We start from the raw sequence: 19,343 nt of genomic DNA, 5'->3' as shown, positions 1-19,343 counted from the left end.
ACGACTCTTCACGAGGACCGCTTACGCCGAGCCGCCTTCGAAATCTCGTGCGGGCAAAGCTCATTGACTTCCACCCCCAATGTCTTCATCAACGCATCCTCCTCACGCCAGTCGCTGTCGGTCGCATTCAGAACGACCGCTCCCGAAACCACAGCAACGGCAAGGAATTTGCGGTCGGAGCGGTCGAACGCATTCTCGGGTAGCTCTTCGTAGCCCCGTCGGTCGTCCTCGCTGGGTGTCACGGCGACTCTTCGCACCCGATGATTCTGACCCTGGTAGTTGAATACGTGCCTCAGGTATGCATCGCCGACACCCGGCATTCCCGACAGGTTCAGTCGGTCCATGTATTCCTTGAGAATGGCGCCCCCGTCGTCGATTGCGACGACCTCCGTCGCAACCACGGACTCCAGCTTCTCCACGCAGGCCAATTGGCATTGTTCGTCCGCGTGCGTGTCGCGCCCGTTGGCCGCTACCGCAACGTTCGTGTCCACGACGAACGCCGTCATCCCGACTGTGCGATCCGTCGTTTCAAGGAAGCCTTGGAGATCGCCGCGATCTCACCCATCTCATCTCCGAAGAACTTGTCGGGCCAGTTCTCGATCTCCCCCCACTCGTTCAGGAGCAAGTCGGAAACCTGCGCCTCGCCTCGCTTGGAGGAAACGAAATACAACTTCACGTCTTCCGCGGATGCTCTCTCTTCAGCCACTCGACGCTGTAGACGCCGCATCAGGTATTCACTGTGGCTCTCCACGACGATCTGCACGTCTCGCACCGTGGCCACGTTCAACATGACGTCAGCCAAGCCGCTTTGCACAGCGGGGTGGAGGTGGATCTCCGGCTGCTCCATGAGCACTGTCGAACCTTCCGGGACGTAATAGAGCAGCACGAGCACCGGCAGTACCTGTGAGACGCCGAATCCGACATCTGTCAGCGGTGTCGAGGCGCTCGACGGGAACGTCTTGACCATCGCCCGGTACAGGTTGCTTCCCTTGGCGATCTCCTCCAGATGGAAATCGTGGATCAGTCCCAACGTGCGTAGCCAGTACGCGATCATTTCCTGGAAGGTCTTCCTGCGCCTCCTGTAACCAAGGCTCCTCATCTGCCCATGCATCGTGGCGGCAAGTATCGCGTCTACCGTACGTTCGCCGCGCTGGCCCACATCCTCCGGACTCGATCCGGCCCAGTGATACTCTCGCTGCGGATACTCCCGCAAGGGACCAAGATAGTAGATGGAATCCATCAACTTCTCATATGCCAGCTCGAAATCACCGAGGAAAGCTGTATTCTGATAGTAACTCCTCGCCTGACCGGGAAAGAGGTGGGTCTTTACGGGAGGCGGCAGATGCCAGGCACGTCCCGGGTTTCGAATAAACGAGATAACCGGCGGGTCGGCTACCAGTTCGAATTTCCGCTTTGCGCTGGACTTGGGTCGCAGCAGAAAATCCACATTGTCGAACCGATACGCCAGTTTGCGAGGCGACAGGCGGGCCTTTTCCAACCCTACTTCGTATCGCGTCTCAAGACTGCTCGCTTCCAAGAGCGGCGTGGTGGATCGCGTCAGTTGGTCCGTGATTCTAAGCGGCTTGGGTAACTTCCATTCGAGGAGCCAGCGAATTGTCTTTTCCTCGTCATGCCCATAGACCACGTCCGCGAACGTCCCGAGGTTCACCATTTCCGCACGTCCGCCAAAATCGAGGACGATTCCGCGGTCCGTGGCATTTTTGGTCTGTTTGAGCAGCAGGAGGAGATGAAGAAGGCTGCTCTTGCCGGCGCTGTTGGCTCCGAAGAAGCCAGTCACTCTGCGGAGCGCCAGGTCGGCGTCCCGCCACGCCTTGAAATTCTCGAGCTTAAGGCGCGTCAACATTTTCGTGGCCCCCGCGGGAGATCCCGGTGTGGTCGTATCGGCATTCTGGACCCCCCTTTGCCTCTTGATTCTGGAATTGCGGATGCTAGACGAGCACTGTCCGGCCTGCAAGCGACGGATCGCGCGTGCGACCGGCGCCGACGGCGGAACGCCGAAGACGGATACCGTTGATGGCGTCGGCGCACGGACACCGTGTCCCGCTCAGCGGCAGTTGAGACCGGGGCTCTCCGGCAGTCCCTCGGTGCTGGAGGCCGCGAGCGCGTTGAAGAGGAGCTTGAACGTGTTGCGCGGCTGTCCGCGGAAGTGCGGGCGGAACGCGAACAGCACGACCTGCCCCTCGCCGACGCCGATCTGCGCGGCCGCCGGGTAGCCGGCGAGCACATCCTCGCCGCCCAGCGTCCAGCCGCTCACGAGGAAATCCGCGTCGGCGTAGCAGACGGGGGTCGAAATTCGGCCGAGGTTCGCGCCGCCGTCCCCCGCCACGCCGCCGCCCCCCGCCGCGCCGCCGCCCCCCGCCGCGCCGCCGCCCCCCGTCCTCTCCAATACCTGGCTGCGGGAGAAGAGGGCCATCGCCGCCTCGTCCATCCCGTAGCCGAGCGGGTGCGAGGGGTCGACGTCGAGTCGGATGACGGATCCCGGGATGAAGAACTCCTGCGACGAGAGCCCCCGCGCCCGATTCCGGAAGGGAAGGCCGAAGGTCTCGATCGCGTAGTCCACGGCCTGGTCGAAGGCGACGAGCCAGCCCCCGGCCTCGACGAAGGCGCGAAGGGCCGCGGCGCCTGGTTCGCCGAGCCCGCCCGTGTACTCCTCCGGCATGGTCTCCGGCAGGTTCCCGTTCGCGATCCCGCCCGAGGCCTGCGAGGGGAGGAGGATGACGTCGAAGCGGGACAGGTCGCCGCTCCGCACGTCCGCGTCCCACACGTTCTCCCACTCGAAGCCGTACTGGTCCAGCACCCAGCGGGTCCAGCCCTCGGGCATCGGGGCCTGCCACGAGCGGTAGATCGCGACGCGCGGGGGTCGCGCTTCGGCCACGGCGCCGGCGGAGGGTGCGGAGGAGATCCCGGTGAGCGTGAGTCCGTGGTCGGCGGCGAGCGTGCGCGCCTCATCGGCGGACAGATCCGGCAGCCAGTACGACCCGGCGGGCACCTCGCCGTTCGGCGTCGCGAGCATCTCCACGGTGCGGAAGCGCTCCTGAGGCAGCCCGCGGTACATCGAGTTGGCGTTGCCGTGCACGGCGAACCCGGACGCCCCCTCGCCGCGCACCTCGCCGATATCGGACGAGACTTCACCCCATTCGCCCGGCGGCATGTCGAAGGGTTCGTCCACGTTCACCGCATTCAGTCCCATCTGGAAGCGGAGTTCGTAGCCGGTCATGTCGTACGGAGGATCCGGCGGTCCGCCGGGATACTGGCGCCGGTCGGGGTATTCCTTGGGCTCCATCAGGTCCACCACGTACGGCCGGAAGGCCTGGGGCGGAATCACGTACGACCCGGCGGGGAAGGCGAGTTCACCCTCCGGTCCCGATACGGAGAACGGTTCCGACGCGCGCAGGAATTCGATCCCGGACTGCGACATCAGACCCATGAACTCGACGACCGCGCCCGGATCGTGCGAGGCCCGGGGGTCGAGCACGTAGGCGAACGGCCCGCCCTCCGCCGCGTTTCCGCGCTCGATCTGGCGACGGCCCATGAGGTAGTGGTTGAAGAGGTACTCTTCCTTGAGCTTCGCGCCCATGTCCGCCACGGCCTTCGCGGCGGTCATCATGTAGTCCATGGCATCGCGCAGGTGCCAGCAGCCGCCGAGCCACGGGTTGTTGTAGTTCGTCGACGGCGTCTTCGCGGGCAGGTTCCCGGCGCGCGCGCCGAAGGTGTCCGGGATTTCGTCCTCGTCGTAGCAGCGGGGCGTCGCGTACCCCGCGCCCGCCGTTTCCGTCAGGAACCCGAGCATGTTGTGATAGTCGGGCCCGCCTCTCATCGACCCGTTCCACCACAGGTCGAAGACGATGCCGCTGTTGACGCCCGGCTTCCCCTCCTCGTCGAAGCGGCGCCGCATCGAATGTCCCATCTGGTTCAGGGAACTCACGACGAGCGGATCGAGGTGCGGGTTCACGGGGTTCTCGAAGGGCGGCATCCAGATCCGCCCGGGGAAGGGGCTCGACTGATGCTGATTATAGACGATCTGCGGGAACCAGTTGTGATAGAGCTGCCGCGTCACCGCCCGCGTCTCGACCTGCGTCAACATGTACCAGTCACGATTGTTGTCGTGCCCGATATAGTGATGATAAAGCTCCGGGACGCGCGCCATCTCGAATTCGCCGCCCACATTCGACATATACCAGTCGGCGACGATATTCAGGCCGTCCGGATTCATGTTCGGCATCAGGAGGACGACCGCGTTCTCCCGCACACGCCGGGTCTCGGGGGACTCGTCCGTCACGAAGTGGCGCGCCATCTCCGGCATCAACTGCCCGTGGGCGACCTCCGTCGCGTGCAGCCCCCCGTCGATCCACACGACGGCGACGCCTTCTCGCGCGAGCGCCCGCGCCTCCTCCTCGGCGAGGACCGATCCGTAGCCTTCGTCCGGATCGCGCGCGTAGGCGAGCGTCCGCGTGATCTCCTTGATCCGTTCCAGGCGCCGGAGGTTCGATGGCGAGGAGATCGCCGCGAGGTAGAGGGGCTCGCCCCGGCTGCTCTCGCCGATCTGCTCCAGCGCCATGCGGTCGGTGGAAGCCGCGAGCGCCTCGAAATACGCCTTGATCCCGTCGTAGTTCGTGAGCTTGTAGTCCTCGCCGGGCGCGAACCCGATGACCTCCGCCGGGGTCGGCACGTCGCCCCCCCCGCCGCCGGAGTCCGTCGCGCACCCCGCGATCAACGCGACCCCCAGCAACGACCCCAGCACCATGCGCCCGCTCATGTACGGTCTCCCTCGCGCGGGACGGTCGTATCGATGCCCCGGACGAAGCCTCGAGCGGCCTCGATGGGTTCGAGCGGAATCAACGCTACGCGTCCTTTGAAGGGCAGCACCTGCACTTGCTGCCCGGGCTTGAGCCCCAGACGCTCCCTCACGGTCCGGGGGATCACGATCCGGTAGCGGGAAGAAATCGTGACGATGCTCACGGGTTGCCCTCACGTTGGCTGAAGTCCATCGCGCTTGCCAACCTACGCATCGGCCCGGGTGCTACAAGACGCAGCGGCGCTCAGCGGGAGATGATTCGGACGACGCGGCCGGCGTGGTCGACGACCTTGATGGGGCCCCGGAGGATGTCGTCGCCGTAGGGGATCATGCGTGCCGGGGTGGCGCGGGCGCCGCCCGTGGATCCGGGGACCCGGTAGAGTTCGGCGAGCCCGACCTTGACGGAGTAACCGAGATCCGCCAGCGACTGGACGGTGATCAGGCTGAGGAGATCGCGTTCGCCCGCCGCCTGGAACGGTGTGAGCAACTCGTGGCCCAGCACGGATTCCCGCCAGTGGGAGTCCGCCGCTGCCGGTGCCGACGTGTTTTCCACGGGCACCTTCTCGCCGTCGTCGTAGCTTGCCCCGCCTCGCTCGTCGAACGCGGCGATGGCGAGCGGGCCCGTAAAATGCGCGTCCGCTCCCGAGTTGTGGCGGGAGGGGTTCCGGAGCAGACCGTGGTCGACCCAGACCGTCCCGATCCCCAGCACGTGGCCGATCTCGTGCAGGATCACCTCCTCCACGTCCTTGAGGTTTCCTTCTTCCTCGAGCTGCGCGAGGTCCGCCGCGTCGAGTTCGAGGGCGCCGACGGCAGGCAGGCGGGACTCATCGCGGACGACGCAGGGGCCGGCCCGGGCGAGGACGCCATCCACGCCGTCGATCTCCCGGACGGACGCCACCATCACGATGTCGTCGACGGTGCCGATGCGCTGATCCGTCGTGATATCCCAGCAGCCGGGGGCCACATCCTGGCCGAGAGGGACATCGGAGAGTTCCGTATCCGCCAGAATGGCCGACCAGAAGTCCACCGCGTCCTCGAAGGCCTCCGCCTGCGAGTCCGTCAGCGCATCCAGCTGGATCACGTCGATGTCGAAGGGTCGCGCCGCCGCTTCCCGCACGGTCACGGGGAAGGAAAGCTCGGCCCTCGCGCCCGGCGGGTCGGTCGCCGTCAGGGTCACCGTCGTGGAGCCCGCCGCGACGGGCGTCAGCGTCACGACGTCGCCCGCGACCGTCACCGCGGTCACCGTGGCGTCGGCGCTGGCGGCCGAGAAGCCCAGGTCGGCCCCCTCGGGATCCCGGAAGTAGTCGCCTGCAATGAGCATCGTCGGGTGGCTGCCCGCCTGCATCCGCTGGAGCGCGACTTCACGCTCCGGCACTGGCGGGGCGTTCACTCCCTCCCCGAAGAGGATGAGCGGGTCCCCCAGTCCGATCTCGATTCCCGTCACCCATCCCGGGACTGGGGGCGCCGGGCCCGCCACCACCTGAACCTCGCTCTGGCCGCCCTCCGTCGCGGTCACGGTCACCTCCGCGCTCCGTTCGCTTCCGGCTTCGAGGACCGCCGACTCCGACGAGAGCGTGCCGCCCCGGGCGGAGAGCGGAACCGTCATGGCGAACGGCGCCGCGGCGGCCACGGAGAGCGCGATCCGGGCGGGACCGGTGGCGGCGGGATCCCGATTGTCGGTCCGCTCGAGTTCGGGTGCGAGCGCGAAGGGGGCCCCCGGGTTCTCCGCCAGCAGCAGCGTGTCGAGGCCGGACAGACCGAAGAACACCCGCTCCGGCAGCGCGGCCAGCCGGTTTCTGTCCAGTTGCAGCACGCGGAGCGAGGAGAGGCCCGAAAACAGCCCCGCCGGGAGCCCGGCGAGCCGGTTGCCGTACAAACGCAGCGACTCCAGTCGGGAGAGGCCCGCGAACGCACCCTCCGGGATCGCTTCCAGTCGGTTCCGGTCGAGCCGCAGCTCGGTAAGGCCGCCGAGGCCCGCGAACACGCCTGCGGGAAGCGTCTTGAGCCCGGTGTCCTGCAGCAGCAGGCTCTCCAGTTCGACGAGGCCGGAGAAGGCGCCCGCCTCCAGCGCCCCGATCCGGCCGTTGCCGAGGTAGAGCCATTTCAGGCTGGCCAACCCGGCGAAGACGCCGTCGCCCAGGGTCGTGAAGTCGTTGCTGCCCATGTGCAGCCGCGCCAGGCTCGTGAGTTCCGCGAACGCGCCCGCCGGCAGCGTGGCGAGCGCGTTGGCACGCAACTCCAGCGTCTCGAGGGACGCGAGTCCCGCAAACGACTCGGCGGACAGCGTGGTCAGGGCGTTGTCGCCCAGATCCAGCGTCTTGAGCCTCGCCAGCCCGGAGAACGCGTCGGCCGGCAGCGTCTCGAAACCGTTGTTCCGCAGGCGCAGCGTCTCGAGGCTCGGGAGATCGGCGAATACGCCCGCCGGAAAGTCGGTGAAGCCGACGTTGGAGAGGTCCAGGTTTCTGAGGTTGTAGAGGCCGGAGAGGTCGCCCGGCCTGAGGGTGGGGATCTCGGTGCCCGCGAGGTTGAGCGTCGTGATCCCCAGGTGCGCCGTCGTCACCGCCGAGCACCTTTCAGCGCGGCTCCGGACGGTGAGCGCGTCCCGGATCTCGGGAGTTCGATCGCAGACGCCTTCCGCGATCGTCACCTGCGTCGAGGTCGTCGCTCCCAGCTCATATCCCGCGCCCGCCGCGGGAGCATCCAGGCTGAAGAGGAAGGCTTCACTCGCCGGCTCGATGTCGTCGTCGTCGCGGATCGCGATCCGAACCTCGACGGCGCCCGTCCCCGCGGGAACGGACACCGAACCATCGGCACGATAATCCGCCGTGTCCGCGTCCGCGGTGGCCGGGTCTCCGTCCGGACCCAGCGTGTAGCGCACGATGATGGACGAGGTCGGCGGGGGATCGAGACGGACCGACACGATGGCATCGAGGCCCTCGGACGCTTCCGGCGACCCCGGCACGATGGTCGCCACCGGCGTCCGCGCGGGTCCGGGCCCCGGATCCGTGCTGCCGCCGCCGCAGCCGGCGATCGCCGCCGCGACGCACGCCAGCGCCCACTTGCTCCGTGTCGTGTTCACGATCAGGTCACCCCGCAGGCGCCCCGCAACGGGTCGCCTCTTCCAGATCCTCGTGCTCGAAGGCGGATTCCATCCGCATGATCTCCCTCCGGGAAGCGCCGAGACCCTCCGCGGTCCCGCGCCACGCGGAAACCGCCCACCCGACCTCGCCGACGATCCGCTTCGCGTCGTCGAGATCCAGACCATAGTAACCCGCGGTGGCCAGCGCGCGGTCCACCGACGCGGCGCCATCGTATTCGTCGATATACGTCTGCAGGACGCGGGGGCGGACGTCCGCAGGGGTCGGGTTCAGATCATAGGCCGGGGAAAGCCGCCAGCCCTGGCCGTCCTCGTACAGGAAACCGTGGTTGCGGAGGTGGTCGTCGGTATTCGAGATGAGGATGTTGAACACGACCCTGCGCCAGAGTTCGGTCAGGTCGCGCCTGACGGCCAGGCCGTGGCGCCGGAGGGCGTCCGCGATCTCGAGATAGGATCTCGACTCGCGGTCATCGGCGCCCAACATGCTCATCGCCGACAGGAACGGGACGCGACGGCCCGCTTCGCGGTCGAAGCGCCGCACGAGGAGGACCCGCCGCCCCGCGACCTGCTCGAATCGCCAGGCGGCAACGTCGATGCCGGCCCGCGCGGCGAGTTCGAGCGCGACGCCTTCCCACAGCACGAGATCGTAATCGTCCCGGGCACCGGGGAATTTCGCGATGGCAAGCCCGTGGGCGCCATCCCTCACGGCGGCCTTGGGGCGCGCGCCCCCGAGCGAGGCCCCGGGTCGGATCAGAAGGCGGAGATCCTCATCCCGTTCTTCCCGCCGCGTGACTCGCGTGGCTGCGGCGAGGAGCGGTTCCAGTTCGACGAGCGGCGGAACCCGCCTCTCCCCGGGCTCGGCGAGGAAGGGTCCGTCGCCTCCCAGCGAGAACCTCAGCGCCCCCACGCGCACTTCGTCGTCGACGCGAAGGAGGTAGTCGGATTCGAACAGCGCGCGGGGCGTCCGTCCCTCGCGCCGCGCGCGGCGAGCCTCCTCGCGGCGCATCAGGACGCGCCCCCAGCGATCGGGCGCCGAGTCGCCGATCGACCCGAAGAGCGCTCGCCGGGTATGAAACGGCCCGGGCCCGAGCGTCAGCGCCGGCTCCAGGGCGAACCGTCGCGGGTGGTCCAGCCAGCCGGGATCGTACTCGAACGTCGCACTCTCCCGGTCGCCACGAACTCTGACCCAGAGCCTTCCGACGAGGAGGGGCGTGGCGCTCAGGTCCAGGTGGACCTGTATCCGGCGTTCCACGTGGACCGCCTCAGTCGTCCCCGCGCTCACGCCGCGGGCGGGGGGCGGTGACGCGCACGCGCTGCGGAAGGCGTTCCTCGAGCAGGTCGAGCCCGAGTCCGTCCCGCCTGCGGTCGGCGAGTTCCGCCAGACCGTCCTCCATCCCCAGCACGAAGAGCACGGTCGCGTAGTTCCCCATCGATACGCCCGGATCGCCCCGCTCGACCTTGCCGAGGGTGGTCCGGCTGATCAGTGCCCGTTCCGCCATCGTCGCCGCGCGGATGCGGCGCCGGAGGCGGGCGTCCCTGATGTCGGAGCCGAGCTTACGGAGGATTCGCCGCACCGGAAGCGGCAACGTGCCGCGAATGTTGTTCGCCATCGTAATAACCATGATTATGGACGTTATACGATGTAGCGTACATTATCATGGTCGTTACGGCAAATTCACGGTGCTCCATACGCGCGGGGCGCCTCGTCGGCGGAGACGTAGCCGTCGAGGACATCCTCCCGTACCCGGTCGCCTGGGCGGCGTGCCGGGTCGCCGAGGCCGCCTCCCCCCGGCGTCTCGAGTACGATGCGTCGGCCGGGCGGTACGACCTCGCGGCCCTTGGGCCGGAACTCGCCGACGTCCGGCACATGGACCCGCCCCGCGGCCCCGTCGCCGCCCCCGTCGCGTCCCCGCGCCGGATTGCGCACGCGCTCGAACATCTTCGAGACGGCGAACGCCTCGCCCGACGCGTGCGAGATCTCCATCACCTGACCGAGACCGCCCCGGAACTCGCCGGGACCGCCGGAGTCGGCGAGATACTCCTTCCGCCAGAAGATGAGCGGCGCGACCGTCTCGGTGATCTCGATCGGCGTGCTGCGGACGCCGGAGGGGAAAGCCGTCGCCGACAGGCCGTCCTTGCCGGGGCGGGCGCCCGTGCCGCCGGCGTGGAAGGGGTTCACGACGAACGCCTCGCCGCCGTACGCGTGGGCGCCGGTCAGTCCCGGCCCCGCCATGATGACGGGGTTCCAGAGGCACGACGCGCCTTCCGCGGGGACGGCTCCGGGCTCCAGCGCCTGTTCGAGGCAGCCGAGGACGACATCCGGCAGCATCTGTCCGATCGCATGTCGCGCGGAGACGGCGGCGGGCGGGGGCGCGTTGAGCAGCGATCCGGGCGGGGCGGAGACTTCGATCGCCGCCAGCGACCCCGCGTTGTTCGGGACCTCGGAGCCGACGATGCAGCGCACGCCGAACGAACTGTAGGCGCGCGTATAGGTCACCGGGACGTTGATGCCGCGTGGCGACATGGGCGACGTGCCGTCCCAGTCGATCCTGATGGTCCCATCGGCCAGGACCGTGAGCGCGCACACGAGGTCGAGGTCCTCATCGTAGCCGTCGATCCGCATCCGGTTCCGGTACGTCCCCGGGCGGAGGGTTCCGATCCGTTCCCTCATCGCCCGGCGGGAGGTGGAGATGATCGTCTCCGCCAGCGGCTCGAGGGAATCGATCCCGAACTCCGTCATCATCGCCACCAGGCGCTCGCACCCCGTGCGGTTGCAGGCGGCCAGCGAGTAGAGGTCGCCCTGGGCGACATCCGGATCCCGCACGTTCGCCCGCACGAGCCGCATGAGCGTCTCGTCCACCCGCCCGCCGCGGATCAGGTAGCCGATGGGGAGGCGGATCCCCTCCTCGAAGACCTGGTTCGCGTCCGCCCCGAAGCCGCGTCCCCCGACGTCGGCGATGTGGCTCGTGGCCGCGAACAGGGCCACGGGGCGCCCGTCCAGGAAGGTCGGCGTGACGACGGTGAAGTCGTTGAGGTGTCCCGTGCCCTCCCAGGGATCGTTCGTGATGAGGACATCGTCCTCGCCGAGCGTCTCCACGGGGAAGTCCCGGAGGAAGAACCCGACGGAGGCGGCCATCGCGTTGACGTGGCCGGGCGTGCCCGTGACCGCCTGTGCGAGCATGCGTCCGGAGAGGTCGAACACGCCGGCGGAGAGGTCGCCCGCCTCGCGCACGGGGGTCGAAAAGGCGGTGCGCACGAGCGTCCGGGCCTGCTCCTCCACCACGGAGAGCAGCCGGCTCCACATGATCTGCCCTTCTAGAGCGGCGATCCCGGTTTGCGCGCCGGTGGCCGCCGCCGCGCCGCCCGCCGCGGTGGCGCCCGCCGCCATGGCACCCGCCACAGCGTCTGCCGCGCCCGTCTCCGACTGCCGCTCGACGAGAAGGTGGCCGCCGGCCGCGACCCGCGCCGTCCAGCCGTCGGGGACCACGGTCGTCGTCTGATCCTCGGCGATCAGCGCCGGACCCGCGACTCGGATCCCCTCGGCCAGCTCCGTGCGGGTGTGGACGGCGGCCGCTGCCGACTCGCCGCCGGGACCGTCCCAAAGCTCGGTCCAGCGCTCAGGCTCCGGATGAGACGTTCCCGCGGGAACGTCCGCTTCGGCCAGTTGCCCAACTGGCGGGGTCCGCTCACGGGGTGACGTTCCCGCAGGAACGTCCGCGTCGCGCGTCGCGGGTGCCGACACGACGAGCGTCCAGCTCAGAATCTCGATGTCGAGTCCGGGGATCGTGCGTCCGTACACCGTCTCGTAACCGCGGTCGAACGCTTCGCGCAGCGCCGCCGCGTCCTCGAGGTCCTCCGGGAGGTCGACGCCGATTTCGTGGCCCTGGCCGACGTAGCGCATGTAGGCGCGCGCCTTCCCGCTCATCGGCGCACCCGGCGCTCCGTGCGACACCACCGCCACGGCCTCGTCTCTCATCTCATCGAACACCGCGCGGACCACGTCGGGGTCGAACCCGGACAGGCGCATGTAGCGGCTGCGCACGACCTCGTAGGAGATCGGTGCGAGGAGGAAGCCCACCGCCGAGCCGACACCGGCGTCGGCGGGGATGAGGAAGCGGTCCACGTCCAGCTTGTCGGCGAGCCGCGCCGCATGGATCGGGGCGGAGCCGCCGAAGGCGATGAGCGTGCGTCCGGCCACTCCCTTCCCCCACTCGACGGCGTGCGTGCGCGCCGCGTTGGACATGTTCTCGTCCACCATCTCGCTGATGCCGAGCGCGGCGAGCTTCGAGTCGAGCCCCAGTCCGTCGCCTACGCGCGTCGTGATCGCGGCTTCGGACCGCTCCCGGTCGAGGGAAATCGAGCCTCCGGCAAAAAACTCCGGATCGATCCGTCCCAGGACGACGTCCGCGTCCGTCACCGTGGGTTCGTCTCCGCCGCGTCCGTACGCCGCCGGTCCCGGCTCCGACCCGGCGCTCGCGGGCCCCACGTGGATCCGCTCCAGGTCGTCGACCCCCGCGATCGACCCGCCCCCGGCCCCGATCTCCACCATCTCGATGACGGGAATGCGCACCGGCAGCCCGCTCCCCTGCTTGAAGCGGTAGCTGCGCGCGACCTCGAACGTGCGCGAATGGAGCGGCCGGCCGCCGTCGATCATGCACAGCTTCGCCGTCGTCCCGCCCATGTCGAAGGAGAGCACGTCGCCCAGTTCCAGTTCGCCCGCGAGGTGGCTGGCGAGGATCGCGCCCCCGGCGGGTCCGGATTCGACGAGGCGGACCGGGGCCGCGACCGCGGAGTCGAGCGTCGTGAGCCCGCCCCCGGAGGTCATGAGAAGGAAGGGACAGGCGAGGCCCGACTCCCGCAGCGACTCCGCGAGTCCCGTGAGGTAGCGGGCCATGAGCGGCTGGACGTAGGCGTTCGCGCACGCCGTGGACTGTCTCTCGTACTCCCGCACTTCGGGACACACGTCCGAGGCCAGCGTCACCGGCAGCCCCGGCCGCCACTCGTCGAGGATCTCCCCGATGCGCCGTTCGTGCGCGGGGTTGGCGTAGCCGTGGATGAGCCCAACCGCGACGGACTCCACGCCCGCCGCCTCGAGCGTCGGGAGGAGCGCCCGCACCGAATCCTCCTCCAGCGGGACGAGGACGCGGCCGCGGTGGTCGACCCGCTCCTCCACCGGAAGCCGGAGACGCCGAGGCACCAGGGGCTCCGGCCGGTCGACCCCGATGTCGTACTGCTCGAAGCGGTTCTCGTGCGCCATCTCGAGCGCGTCGCGGTGCCCGGACGTCACGATCAGTGCGGTGCGGGCGCCCCGGCGCTCGATGATCGCGTTCGTGGCCAGCGTCGTGCCGTGGATGACGAGTCGGACGGCGGAAGGGGGAACGTCGGCCAGCCCCAGCACCTTGTGCACGCCCTCCAGCACGCCCCGCTCGGGCGCCGTGGCGGTCGTGAGCACCTTCGTCGTGACGAGGCGCCCGCCGGTCTCCAGCGCCACATCCGTGAACGTGCCGCCGATGTCGATCGCGAGCCGGGCTTCGGCCACGGGTCCGGCGCCCGGCTCCTTCGCCGCCGCGCCGCTCACCCGTCTTCCCGCAACGGGACGGTGTAGTTCAGCGCCAGGCGTCCGCCGTCCGGGTAGATCGTCTCGCCCGTGAGGTACGAGGCGTAGTCGCTCGCGAGGAAGACGGCCACCGTCCCGATCTCGTCCGGGTCCCCGAACCGTCCCAGCGGCGTGCGGGAGAGGATCGTGCGCCGCGCCTCCTCGTCGGCGATCACCGAGTCGAGGATGTCGGTGACGATCGTCCCCGGCCCGATCGCGTTGACCCGGATGTCATGCGGAGCGAGCGCGAGCGCCATCACCTTCGTGAGCTGCATGATCCCGCCCTTGGAGGCCGCGTAGGCGAGCTGGCTCGGGATCGTCACCACCGCGTTCGTGGAGGACATGTGGATGATCGACCCCTCCACCCCGCGCGCGACCATGTCCCGCGCCACGAGCCGGGACATGAGGAAGGTCCCCCGGAGGTTGACGGCCAGCACCCGGTCGAAGTCCTCGACCTCGGCATCCAGGATCGAGCCCGCCGCGATGATCCCCGCGTTGTTGAGCAGGATGTCGCAGCGGCCGAACCGTTCCGTACAGGCGTCGAGCAGGGCGGCGCAGTCGCTCTCCCCGCTCACGTCCGCGCGCACGGCGAGCGTCTCCCGCCCCGTCTCCTCGGCGATTCCGCGGGCCGTCTCGGCGCAGCGGTCCTCCAGTACGTCCCCCAGCACGACATCCGCCCCGTGACGGGCGAAGGCGAGCGCGCACGCGGCCCCGATCCCCTTCGCCGCCCCGGTCACGATGGCGGTCTTCCCCTCGAGTGTGATCACGCTGAGCCTTTCCTGATTCGATCTGATTCGACGCTGATTCGAGCCTGGTGCGACGGACGCCTTCCGCGGTGATGATCCCGCGTTGATGGCCATCGCGAAACTGTGGAGGTCCGAGCGCGGTCTCCCATGGTATCGACGAAGGCGGAGTCTGGCATGCAGCAGCAGGTCTCGTTATGGTATTTTGACAGAATATACCAAAAACATGGATCATACCATGAAGGAAGAAGTCCGGAATTCGGCGGCCGCGGCCTCACCCGACGCTTTGCCCGACCCGTTGCCCGACACCGAACGCGTGACGATCGACGAAGCCGGTCGGCTGGTCGTCCCCGCCCGCTTTCGCAGGGCATTGAACATCCGGGGGCGGCAGCAGTTGGTCGTGGGCCTGGAGGGCGACACGATCCGGTTGCGCACCCCGCTCGCGGCCCTCGCGCGCCTGCAGGACATGGCGAGGCGGAAGCGGAAGGGCTCCGGAAGCGTCGTCGATGAGTTCATCCTGGAACGGCGAGCCGAAGCCGCCCGTGAATGAACCCGTCGAGAGCGTCCTGGACGCCTCGGCCGTCCTCGCGGCACTGTTCGAGGAACCCGGAGCGGAACGTGTCGGCCGCGCACTCCAGCGAGGAGCCGCCATGTCGTCGGTGAACGTGGCCGAGGTCGCGGCGCGTCTCTCGCAGGGAGGCTGGTCCACGGCGGCAGTGGCCAGCGCGATCGCGGAAACGGGGATCGAAGTCGTTCCCTTCGACCTTCCGACGGCCCTGCTCAGCGGCGCCTATCGCCCGAGGACCCGCCGTCAGGGCCTCGGACTCGGTGACCGGGCGTGCCTGGCCACCGCGTGCAGGCTCGGACTCCCCGCCCTCACCGCCGACCGAAGCTGGGCCGAGCTCGCCATCGACGGCGTGAAGGTCATCCAGATCCGGTAGAGTGTTCAGCCGCCGCGTGCTCGGCCTCGACCCGGAGTGATTTCGGTCGACTGACGGCAGCGCTCACATCGCTCCTCCACGCGTTCCCGCCGGAACGTCTCCGCATGTGTGGCATCCCGGGTGCAACCCTTTGGGAAGGGATGTTGTCTACGGGGTGTGTTGATTTTTCAGCATACTTGCACCAGGTTTCTTTCTCGGAGGGGGACAGCGGCCCTTCGCGAGACCCGGTGAGACGTCCGTGAGAGAAGGAGAGCGTCGAGGTGAACCCACTCCCTGAACTGAGCAGACGAGAGCGCGAGGTCATGGACCTCGTGTACGAACTGGGGACCCCGACGGCGGCGCAGCTCCAGGAGAACATGGCGGATCCCCCGACGTACTCGGCGGTGCGTTCGATCCTGCGCGGGCTCGTGACCAAGGGGCACCTGGTCAGTGAGCCGGATGGACCCCGGTACCTCTACTCACCCACCATGCCGGCCCTGCGCGCCCGGCGCTCGGCGATGCGCCGCGTGCTGAAGACCTTCTTCGGCGACTCGGTGGAGGGTGCGGTGGCCACCCTGCTCGAGCTTCGCGAGGGCGGCCTCACCCCGGAGGAACACGCACGCCTCCAGCAGATGATCGAGAAGGCGGCGGAGGAGGGACGGTGAGCCCCGCAGTGGTGCTGACGGCACAGGTGACGCTCCTGCTCCTGCTGGCGCTCGCGCTGGCATGGCTTGGGAGGCGCGGGTCGCCGAGGACCCTTCATCAGTTGTGGACCGCGACGTTCGGCCTCGTGCTCGTGTTGCCTCTGCTGGGCATCCTCGCTCCCTCCTGGTACGTGCCGATCCTCCCCGCTCGCGGCGGCGAACCCCAACCGTCCTCAGTCGAAGCTCCCGCCGTGACCGAAGCCCCTGCCGTGACCGGAGCCGCCACCGCGACTGAGGCCGTTGCCGTCGCCATGCCGCGGGCGAGCGCCGAAATGCCGGGTCCGGCGGCTACAGGCTCGCGCGACCGTCCCGGCCGAGCCACCGGTCAGCAGTTCGGGTCCTCCCCGGGGCTCGTCCGCGTCCTCTTCATTGTCTGGGCGCTGGGCTTCGCGATCTCGCTGATCTCGCTGGCCGCCGGAGCCTGGCGCCTGCGCGGGCTCGTGCGTGCCGCCCTTCCGCTGCGCGACCCGGAGTTGCGGCGGCAGGCCGACGCGCTCCGCCGGCGGATGCGTATTCGCGCGGATGTGCAACTGCTCTCCAGCGACGTCGCCCCCACGCCGATGACGGGCGGGCTCTGGAAGCCCGTGATCCTGCTTCCCGCGGCGGCGCTGAAATGGAGCCCCGAACGGCGGGCTGCGGTGTTGACCCACGAACTCATCCATATCCGTCGAAAGGACGTGCTGCGGCAACTCGTGCGGCGGATCGTGCTCGCCCTCTACTGGTTCCATCCCCTCGGCTGGCTCGCGGCAAGACGAGCGGAGATCGCCAGCGAGAAGGCCTGCGACGAGGAGGTGCTCGCCCTCGGCGCGCGTCCCTCCGATTACGCCCGCCTCCTTCTGCGGCTCGCGGCTGCCCGCGGCCGTCGTCCGAACGTGCTCGCGCTCCCTCTCGTGAAGACCTCGCAACTGGAGACAAGAATCGTGGCAATTCTGAAGCGTAGGCGTCCGCGTCCCAGCGTGACCCGGACTGCCGTGACCTTGACGATCATAGGTTCGGCGGGGGTCTCCCTCGCTTGCGTCCATCCCGTCCCTTTCGACGAGGCTCCGGTGCCGCCTCGGGAAGCTCAGGTGCCACTCCGGGAAGCCGGGATCGCGCCGGTGGCCGCGCCTTCGGCCGCAATCCCGCCACCGCCTGAGCACAAACTCGCGGTGCTGGTCGATGTCGAACCCCGGGAAGACGGGACGATCCGCATGTCGGCTGGTCCGGAGCCGCGGGCGTCCGTCGACCGGCTCTCCCGGCAGGAGATCCAGTGCCCGTGGGCCGGCAGCAATTCGATAAGCACGATGAGGGTGAGCGGTGGCCTGCGGCTCACCGGCTGGAACGGCGGGGACCGCACGATCGAGAGATCCGTGGCGGGGATGCACCTGTGCATGCGGACACACGGAAACGTGGTGATGAACGACGATGGCACCGAGGTCCGCGCGGTGGGCGCCGACAGCTGGCTTCTTCTCGAGTCCGGGGAAGACGAGACCCGCCGGCTCGTGATCACCGAGGGCCCCGGCGGCATCGAATACGAGTGGAGTGTCGACGGTGCGCGCCGGACCTTCGATGCCGAGGCACGCCAGTGGCACGATCTGATGCTCGAAATAATGAACGGGTATCAGGAAGTGCTGGAGATTCGGGGGGAGGAGTCGGCTCTGCGCGGCCGGATCTCCGGGTACCGGGGTCATGTCAGCGGTCTGCGGGGCCGGATCTCCGGGCACCGGGGTCATGTCAGCGGTCTGCGTGGCCGGATCTCATCCTACCGCGGCCGGATCTCCCCTCTGACGGCCGCCATGCGGCGGACGGAAAATGCCGACACCCGGACCGCCCTGGAGGCGGAGGTTCAGGAGTGGGAGTCGCGCATCCGGCAGACTGAGGAGGAAATCGCCGCGTACGACCTGGACGGGAAGGTCCAGGCACTCGAGCAGCAGATCGCGGCCTACGATGTGGAGGGCAAGATCCGCGAACTTGAGCAGGAGATCGAAGACTACGATCTGTCGGGGAAAGTCGCGGCCTTCGAAGCCGAGATCGAGGCGTATGACCTTGAAGGGAAGACGCGCGAGATCCAGCGGTTGATCGAGAGAGTCGACGCCGACCGGCACGTCGAGGAGATCGAGCGCTCGCTGGAGGACGAGGTCGCCGCGCTCCGCCGTCTCGTGGGCTCGACGGGCTGATGTCGAGGCGGCGGGAGCGATCAAACCCGGCCCTCCTCGCCGTGGCGTGGGTCATCCTCGCCGGCTGCGGCGGCACCGCGCCTCAGCCCGACTGGACCACGGTGCGGGACACTCTGCCGTCCGGCACGATCCGCGTCACGAACGTCCCGAGGGTGGATTTCTCTCCGACCTGGACGCTGGTGGAGGAACTCCGCGTCGGCACCGTGGAAGGCGCCGGACCGGACGCGTTCGCCTACCTGAAGGGCCTCGTCGTGCTGGAGGATGGGCGCTTCGCCGTCCTCGATTCGCAGGTACAGGAACTCCGCGTCTTCGGCCCCGATGGCGCTCACATCGCGACGTACGGAGGCCGCGGTGAAGGCCCCGGCGAGTTCGCGGACGCGAACGGACTCATGCTCGATCCGCAGGGTCGCGTCTGGGTGCCGGATACCCGCAACGGACGCATGTCGGTCTTCGACGCCGAGGAGGGCTTCGTGGAGTCCTTCCCCTTCGCCGATGCGAACTTCAACTCGCACTGGAACGGCGCGATGGTGGCCGGAAACCGCATCTATCGGCCCTGGGGGTCCGGGAACCGCAGGCGGCTGCACGTCTACGATCTCACGATGACTCGGGTAGACTCGTTGCCGCTGCCGGGCGACGCCCCGGAGGACGAGGAATGGGATCCCGCAAGCCAGCCCGGCGCCTTCTACCAGGAGATGGGCGGCGGCTACATGATGTACGGGATCCCGTACTACCCGTCCGAGGTCCGGCACCTCGATCCGCAAGGCGCCTTCTGGTCCACGCGGGAGGGCGACCCGCAGTACCGCATCAAGCGGTGGCGGCCCGGCGGTGACACCACGCTTTTCGTCGAGACCCGGCGACCTCCCGTCGCCGTCCCCGCCGTCGAACGCGACTCCGTCATCGACATGCTGGGGGAGATGGTCTCGAGCATGGGAGTGGGCGCATGGGACTGGTCCCGCGTCCCGAGCATCAGGCCCGCCGTCGAGGAGATCTTCACGTCGGCGGAGGGGAACCTTTGGGTCCGCACCCCATCCGGCGGCGACGGAGTCCTGTTCGATGTCTACTCGGAAGACGGCGCGTACTTGGGGACGGCCCGTCAGGGCACCGGCCTCGATTTTTCCGACCAGGTCGCGCCGGTCGTGCGCGGCGATCTGATCTGGCTGATCGTGACGGACGACCTCGACGTGCCCTACGTCGTGCGCGCGCGGATTTCCGAGATACCACACTAGCGTCCGAGGATCTCCGCGATGACGCGCTGGCGGTAGTCGAAGATCTCTATCGGAGCTGGAGTCAGGGCGCGGGCAGACGTCCCCG

Annotated in this window: 14 protein-coding genes; 5 read left to right on the top strand and 9 right to left on the bottom strand. The window is 68.6% G+C overall.

Translation table 11 applies throughout. The features are described from left to right. Nucleotides 1-8: 8 nt before the first annotated feature. The 9 genes from ACQY5G_RS16330 to ACQY5G_RS16290 all read right to left on the bottom strand — a co-directional run bounded on the left by ACQY5G_RS16330 (nucleotide 9) and on the right by ACQY5G_RS16290 (nucleotide 14,276). Nucleotides 9-506: a hypothetical protein gene (locus ACQY5G_RS16330; RefSeq protein ID WP_428275771.1), complete on the bottom strand. Its 498-nt coding sequence runs from the start codon at nucleotides 504-506 to the stop codon at nucleotides 9-11. Continuing rightward, complete coding sequence (locus ACQY5G_RS16325; RefSeq protein WP_428275769.1) at nucleotides 503-1,864, bottom strand: DUF3696 domain-containing protein; 1,362 nt, start codon at nucleotides 1,862-1,864, stop codon at nucleotides 503-505. Before ACQY5G_RS16325 ends, ACQY5G_RS16330 begins: the two co-directional genes overlap by 4 nt. A gap of 201 nt (nucleotides 1,865-2,065) precedes the next feature. Further along, nucleotides 2,066-4,777 (bottom strand): M14 family metallopeptidase, encoded by a 2,712-nt coding sequence (locus ACQY5G_RS16320; RefSeq protein ID WP_428275767.1) that lies wholly within the window; start codon nucleotides 4,775-4,777, stop codon nucleotides 2,066-2,068. Further along, the gene (locus ACQY5G_RS16315) at nucleotides 4,774-4,980 is read right to left on the bottom strand and encodes an AbrB/MazE/SpoVT family DNA-binding domain-containing protein (protein WP_428275765.1); all 207 of its coding nucleotides are present in this window, start codon (nucleotides 4,978-4,980) and stop codon (nucleotides 4,774-4,776) included. The genes ACQY5G_RS16320 and ACQY5G_RS16315 overlap by 4 nt, the downstream gene beginning before the upstream one ends. An 80-nt stretch (nucleotides 4,981-5,060) precedes the next feature. Further along, on the bottom strand, nucleotides 5,061-7,895 hold the full coding sequence (locus tag ACQY5G_RS16310; RefSeq protein WP_428275763.1) for a leucine-rich repeat protein: 2,835 nt from the start codon (nucleotides 7,893-7,895) through the stop codon (nucleotides 5,061-5,063). A 7-nt stretch (nucleotides 7,896-7,902) separates the two neighbouring features. Beyond that, nucleotides 7,903-9,165, bottom strand: a complete 1,263-nt coding sequence (locus tag ACQY5G_RS16305) for a type II toxin-antitoxin system HipA family toxin (RefSeq protein ID WP_428275761.1) — start codon at nucleotides 9,163-9,165, stop codon at nucleotides 7,903-7,905. Between the two features lie 10 nt (nucleotides 9,166-9,175). Further along, a complete protein-coding gene (locus ACQY5G_RS16300) occupies nucleotides 9,176-9,523 on the bottom strand; it encodes a hypothetical protein (RefSeq protein WP_428275759.1) in 348 nt (115 codons plus the stop codon). A 65-nt stretch (nucleotides 9,524-9,588) separates the two neighbouring features. Continuing rightward, nucleotides 9,589-13,491 (bottom strand): hydantoinase B/oxoprolinase family protein, encoded by a 3,903-nt coding sequence (locus ACQY5G_RS16295; RefSeq protein ID WP_428275757.1) that lies wholly within the window; start codon nucleotides 13,489-13,491, stop codon nucleotides 9,589-9,591. Further along, nucleotides 13,488-14,276, bottom strand: coding sequence for an SDR family NAD(P)-dependent oxidoreductase (locus ACQY5G_RS16290; protein WP_428275755.1), 789 nt, complete (start codon nucleotides 14,274-14,276; stop codon nucleotides 13,488-13,490). The genes ACQY5G_RS16295 and ACQY5G_RS16290 overlap by 4 nt, the downstream gene beginning before the upstream one ends. 214 nt (nucleotides 14,277-14,490) lie before the next feature. Between ACQY5G_RS16290 and ACQY5G_RS16285 the strand changes: the two genes are divergently transcribed. The 5 genes from ACQY5G_RS16285 (at nucleotide 14,491) to ACQY5G_RS16265 (ending at nucleotide 19,258) form a co-directional block, all read left to right on the top strand. Then, a complete protein-coding gene (locus tag ACQY5G_RS16285) occupies nucleotides 14,491-14,802 on the top strand; it encodes an AbrB/MazE/SpoVT family DNA-binding domain-containing protein (protein ID WP_428275753.1) in 312 nt (103 codons plus the stop codon). Beyond that, nucleotides 14,795-15,193, top strand: coding sequence for a type II toxin-antitoxin system VapC family toxin (locus tag ACQY5G_RS16280; protein WP_428275751.1), 399 nt, complete (start codon nucleotides 14,795-14,797; stop codon nucleotides 15,191-15,193). Before ACQY5G_RS16285 ends, ACQY5G_RS16280 begins: the two co-directional genes overlap by 8 nt. A 260-nt stretch (nucleotides 15,194-15,453) precedes the next feature. Beyond that, nucleotides 15,454-15,837, top strand: coding sequence for a BlaI/MecI/CopY family transcriptional regulator (locus ACQY5G_RS16275; protein WP_428275749.1), 384 nt, complete (start codon nucleotides 15,454-15,456; stop codon nucleotides 15,835-15,837). Next, a complete protein-coding gene (locus ACQY5G_RS16270; RefSeq protein WP_428275747.1) occupies nucleotides 15,834-18,032 on the top strand; it encodes a M56 family metallopeptidase in 2,199 nt (732 codons plus the stop codon). Before ACQY5G_RS16275 ends, ACQY5G_RS16270 begins: the two co-directional genes overlap by 4 nt. After that, complete coding sequence (locus tag ACQY5G_RS16265; protein ID WP_428275745.1) at nucleotides 18,032-19,258, top strand: 6-bladed beta-propeller; 1,227 nt, start codon at nucleotides 18,032-18,034, stop codon at nucleotides 19,256-19,258. Before ACQY5G_RS16270 ends, ACQY5G_RS16265 begins: the two co-directional genes overlap by 1 nt. Nucleotides 19,259-19,343 lie beyond the last annotated feature (85 nt).

It is taken from the genome of Candidatus Palauibacter sp. (assembly GCF_965261555.1).
Lineage (GTDB): Bacteria > Gemmatimonadota > Gemmatimonadetes > Palauibacterales > Palauibacteraceae > Palauibacter.
This window is presented reverse-complemented; position numbering and strand designations above follow the sequence as displayed.

Coding starts and splice junctions, on each gene's coding strand:
- ACQY5G_RS16330 (WP_428275771.1), bottom strand. CDS start 506: ATGACGGCGTTCGTCGTGGACACGAACGTTGCGGTAGCGGCCAACGGG.
- ACQY5G_RS16325 (WP_428275769.1), bottom strand. CDS start 1,864: ATGTTGACGCGCCTTAAGCTCGAGAATTTCAAGGCGTGGCGGGACGCC.
- ACQY5G_RS16320 (WP_428275767.1), bottom strand. CDS start 4,777: ATGAGCGGGCGCATGGTGCTGGGGTCGTTGCTGGGGGTCGCGTTGATC.
- ACQY5G_RS16300 (WP_428275759.1), bottom strand. CDS start 9,523: ATGGCGAACAACATTCGCGGCACGTTGCCGCTTCCGGTGCGGCGAATC.
- ACQY5G_RS16285 (WP_428275753.1), top strand. CDS start 14,491: ATGAAGGAAGAAGTCCGGAATTCGGCGGCCGCGGCCTCACCCGACGCT.
- ACQY5G_RS16265 (WP_428275745.1), top strand. CDS start 18,032: ATGTCGAGGCGGCGGGAGCGATCAAACCCGGCCCTCCTCGCCGTGGCG.